General features: G+C 57.0%; 3 protein-coding genes. All 3 read right to left on the reverse strand.

Features of this window, described 5'->3' with window-relative positions; all coding sequences use genetic code 11:
* Positions 1–367: 367 nt before the first annotated feature.
* Positions 368–1,471, reverse strand: coding sequence for a BPL-N domain-containing protein (locus tag HMPREF2890_RS02585; protein ID WP_070464889.1), 1,104 nt, complete (start codon positions 1,469–1,471; stop codon positions 368–370).
* Between the two features lie 117 nt (positions 1,472–1,588).
* Entirely contained in the window at positions 1,589–3,610 is a 2,022-nt protein-coding gene (locus tag HMPREF2890_RS02590) for a protein-disulfide reductase DsbD family protein (protein WP_070464891.1), read from the reverse strand.
* Positions 3,611–3,672: 62 nt separating this feature from the next.
* Positions 3,673–4,692, reverse strand: a complete 1,020-nt coding sequence (locus tag HMPREF2890_RS02595; RefSeq protein WP_083289754.1) for a pseudouridine synthase — start codon at positions 4,690–4,692, stop codon at positions 3,673–3,675.
* Positions 4,693–4,828: the final 136 nt, after the last annotated feature.

The following is a 4,828-nucleotide window of genomic DNA, read 5'->3' on the forward strand; positions in this document are numbered from 1 at the left end:
CCCTCCCAGCACATCAAAATGCGAATTAGCCCGACTTTCCTTGCCGGAGTAGTGGCAAGATACTCCTCCTGGGAGGTCACCTCCTGTGCGGAGACGCTAGCCGATGCGGCGAGCAACCCCAGGAGGGAAAGGCTTAAAATCCTGGTATTCATAATCTAAATGGGTTTTAATCTCTAATATTCGTTGTCTATGCTAAGCCCTCCGGCAGCCGGCAGGGCACACTTTGGGCTGTAATTACAAGGCAAATGTAACATTTTTTTGTTCTAACAACAATTCCCGCCACTCTTAACGCATGAAAAAAAGGTATAAAGGGCATATCTGAGCGGATTATGTCGCTTTTGTCATCTGCATTTACCAATCTCAGGTGTCAGGGCTCCATCTGTCGGAGCGCCTTCTCGACAGCTTGCTGCACCACTGGGTCGGTCTCGCAGGAGCGGAGGGCTCTGAGATCATCCCGGTAACGGAGATAAGTGGTCTTGCCGAGCCAGCGGACAGCTGCAGCCCGCACGAGAGGAGACTCATCGTAGAGGAGACCCTGGATCCAGCCCTTGGCACTCCAGGAATTCATCCTCATCAGCGTGTCCAGCACCTCGACCTTCTTCTCCGGCGCAGCATAGAGGAGCAGGTCGTAGGCATCGCTCTCATACTGACGACGCTCCTCACTCATCTTGATCTCCCTCCCGAAGTGATCCGGGTCGATAAACTTACGATCGATCTGCTCAGGGATCTCCGAGGAGGCGACGAGGTGCGCCATCCGGGGGATCATCCACTGCATACCGGCGGTATTCTCGGGGTGTCCGATGACGGAGAGCGTCTTTCCCGCCCCATAGGAGCCGGTGATGATGAAGGGCTTACCATTGGTCACTCCACCTGGGACTCCATACTCGTGGACATCGCTCTCCATGGTGGCAAGTGAGGTGTAGGTGATCTCGCCCTTGTCATCGGGGACCAGCACCGGTCCCTCATAGTACATTACATATAGCGTATCCCGTGCGGCCAGCTCCGGGAAGGCGGTCCTCCCCTCGGGCGTAAGCGTCACCATAGAGACAGCGAGCCCTCGTGTGTCATGCTCGATGTCGATCGCCTTGGCTCCGCTCATCCTCAGACAGGCATAGTCGGGCGTATCGGTGAGCTCGTACGCTCCGGCACAGATACCGACGATGCCGCCTCCCTCACGGACGAAGCGACGTATCCGCTCGGCACCGAGACCGCCGAAGTTGAGGTACTCCGTGGAGCCGCCCCCACCCGGGAGGATCAGCACATCGAGGCGATCCAGCGCCCCAGTGGCTATATCCCGGCTGTAGATGTAGTGAGGCGTGATAGACCGGTCCATCAGGAGTGCCGCATAGGTCTCCTCAACACAGGTCTCGGCACCTCCGTGCCCGGCGAAGACACCCACCTCGAGCCGCTTCTGTGCCGAGAGGGGGAGTGCCATCACGATGATGGCAAGTGCAAAAAAGAGTTTCTTCATTTCTCTGTCTTAATGGTTAAGATGATTTCTACGATAAAGATACGCAAAAGGGATAAAAAAAAGCCCCCTCCCCGAAATCTCGGAGAGGGGGCTTCTGTAACTCACTCTATGTGAGGCTCACTGGCGGCTCTTATAGGTCTGCAGACCGCTACGCAGCCAGGTAATGTACTTGTCGACATCCTCATCGAAGCCATAGCTGGCGGCGAGGGGGTGACCGGCGTTGTCAAGCATGACGTAGAAGGGCTGAGCATTGGAGCCAAACTTTGTCCGCTGGAAGAAGCTCCACCGCTCACCGACCGTCTTGAGCGTGCGGTGGTCTCCATTGGTCTCCGTCACCTCGAGGGGCTGAGCGAGGTGGGTCTTGTCGTCGACGATGAGCGTGATCAGGACGAAGTCATTGTCAAGGATATCCTTCACCGTGGGATCGGTCCATACGGAGGCCTCCATCTTGCGGCAATTGACGCACCCATAGCCGGAGAAGTCGATGATCACAGGCTTGCCCTCACGCTTGGCATAGGCCATACCTGCCTCATAGTCGTCAAACTTGGCATGCACCTCGCTGTCGTAGAGATTGAAGTCCTGCGTCGTGAGTGGTGGAGCAAAGGCACTGATAGCCTTGAGCGGAGCGCCCCAGAGCCCGGGCACCATGTAGATGCCGAAAGCGAAGACGATCGTCGCCAGAAGGGTACCAAACCATGAGACGGACTCCTTCTTGTCGTCCGCCGGGAAGCGTATGATCCCGAGCAGATAGAGCCCAAGGAGGAAGGAGATGGCGATCCATAGGGAGACAAAGGTCTCGCGGTCAAGGATGTGCCAGCCGTAGGCAAGGTCCGCCACGGAGAGGAACTTGAGCGACAGTGCCAGCTCAATAAAGGCGAGGACCACCTTGACGCTATTGAGCCAGCCACCGCTCTTCGGCATACTCTGGAGCCAATTGGGGAAAATGGCAAAGAGGGTGAAGGGCAGGGCGAGAGCCAGCGCAAAGCCGAGCATGCCGAGTGTCGGACCGAGGATATTTCCCTCAGCTGCCGCCTGCACGAGCAGAGTCCCGATGATCGGTCCCGTGCAAGAGAAAGAGACCAGCACGAGGGTGAAGGCCATGAAGAAGATACTCAGCAGACCGGATGAAGTGGAGGCATTGGTACTCACCCTATTGGTCCACGAAGAGGGCAGCGTGATCTCGAAGGCGCCGAAGAAGCTGATCGAGAAAACCACCAGGAGGAGGAAGAGGAAGATATTGAATATCGCATTGGTAGAGAGCTCATTCAGCGCACTGGCACCGAAGATACCGGTGACGAGCAGTCCGAGAGCAACATAGATCACCACGATTGAGAGACCGTAGATGATCGCATCGCGGAGCGCACTCTTCTTACTCTTAGAGCGGTGCATGAAGAAGCTCACAGTCATCGGGATGATCGGCCATACGCAGGGCGTAAAGAGCGCCACGAGGCCACCGAGGAAGCCGAGGAGGAAGATCTTGAGGAGCGATGTGTCGGGGCTGGTGAAGTTCTTGTCCCCATATGCCCTCAGCTCGCTCTCTACAGACTCATAGAGCGCCCCATCATCAGCTGCAGAGACAGCAGAGACAGCCTCAGGAGCAGGCTCCTCAGTCGGCTGCACCCCACCCTCCTCGATTTCGGTGGCAGGCACCGAGGTGACGGCAGTCTTCAGGTCCTTGGGTCCATAGGTAAAGGAGTGGCGGTCGGGAGGGGTGCAGGTCTCGTCATTGCAGGCCTGCCAGATCAGATCGCCCTTGATGACAAAATTCGTCGGATCAAGGATCTGCACCTTCTGGGTAAAGGTCACCTTGCCATCAAAGGTGGTGAGATCCATGGCAAAGTTGGGGTCATACGTGGTGGCAGGCTTCCGGTCGGGAGTGAGACCGGTCAGCGCCTTGATCCCCCTACTCTCGGAGAAGTCGGCAGTGGTAACGGTGGGACCATCCTTGGGGAGGTCCACGCCATAGATATGCCAGCCGGCCTGGATCGTCGCCGTGTAGGTCAGTGTGACGATGCCATTGGCATCATTACTCTGTGAGGTCTCCCAGCGCACTAAGTTATCAAACATCTGAGCACTCGCTCCAAGGGAGAGTGTGCTCGCCAGCAGTAGCGCCAAGAGTGTGACTAAATGCTTACGCATGTCTGTGAGTCGCAATTTTGATTACTGTATTAAAGGTCTATTGAGGGGGGTAGTCAGGAGCGTTACTCCTCAGACTGCCCCTTATCCTGTGCTAATAAAGTCCTGAAGTGGGAGGGGATCGGGCGCCTCAGGCGCAGCGTCTCCCCGGTGTGGGGCATCGTCAGCTCCAGCTCCGTCTGAGCCAGAGCGATCTGATCCTTGGCACAGAAGTGCGAGTGGTACCGGATGTCGCCGAAGATGCGAAGCTTATTGTCCCCAAAGATCTTACGCATCGAGTAGATCCGCACACCGACCACGTCCGCCTCCACGAGATGGAGATTGCCTCCCGCCGAGCTGGTGAGGGGCTGCACCTCAGCCCTTACGGTAGTCTCGGTCCGGGCAGGGGTGCGTCCCCTACTCTCGTCATCGCTCGGGGTCGATACCGAGGTGAGCTCAAAGGGCTCCGTCGTCGGCAGGGTCCCCTCCACCACGAGGGCATAGCGCTGATGATGAATGGCGCTGCTCCAGCGACGTGAGAGCTGCTCCTTCGCCTCTGTGGTCTTTGCAAAGACGACAAAGCCGGCAGAGCTCTTATCAAGGCGGCTAAGCATAAAGAGCTTAGCAGCGGGATTGCTCTTCTTGTAGTGTCGGCTCAGGATATGGAGCACAGTATTGCGCGGATCTTTATGGGCGGTATTTACGGTGGGGATGCCGGTTTTCTTATGAACCACCACATACGAGTCATCCTCCCACTCGACTGAGATGAGGGGGTGAGCAAAGGGGGCTACCGGCGCCAGACGGTGGACCGTCACGGCGGTGCCGGACTCCAGCATCTGCGTTGCCATGGTCGTCGGGGTCTCCGCCACCGACACCCTGCCCGAGCTGATGAGACGCTTCGCAGCGGTGCGTGAGCGACCGGACTTTGTGATGATCAGGTCGAGCAGGGACTGCTGCTCCTCAGCGCTGTAAGTCTCCTGAGTGGGAGAGGTATTGACGGCGGAGGGGAGGCGACGGGCTGACCTACCGGTCGGCCGTGCCTTGCTCCGCCCACGACTCTCTGAGGACGATCTCTTGGGAGATCGGTATGATTTGCTTTTAGCCAAGTTGTGATGATCTAATGGTACCGAGGACAAAGGTATGCAAAATGCCCCATTTCTCTTATCACTAACGGCGGAGAGCCACAGCGTTAATAGATTTTTTCCATCCTTATAAAAGACCTTTGCAAAATGGTCTTTCGCC

The organism is Porphyromonas sp. HMSC065F10, assembly GCF_001808555.1.
GTDB lineage: Bacteria > Bacteroidota > Bacteroidia > Bacteroidales > Porphyromonadaceae > Porphyromonas_A.

Bases quoted from the DNA above. Each gene is read 5' to 3' on its own strand.
- HMPREF2890_RS02585 (WP_070464889.1), bottom strand. From the start codon at position 1,471: ATGAAGAAACTCTTTTTTGCACTTGCCATCATCGTGATGGCACTCCCC.
- HMPREF2890_RS02590 (WP_070464891.1), bottom strand. From the start codon at position 3,610: ATGCGTAAGCATTTAGTCACACTCTTGGCGCTACTGCTGGCGAGCACA.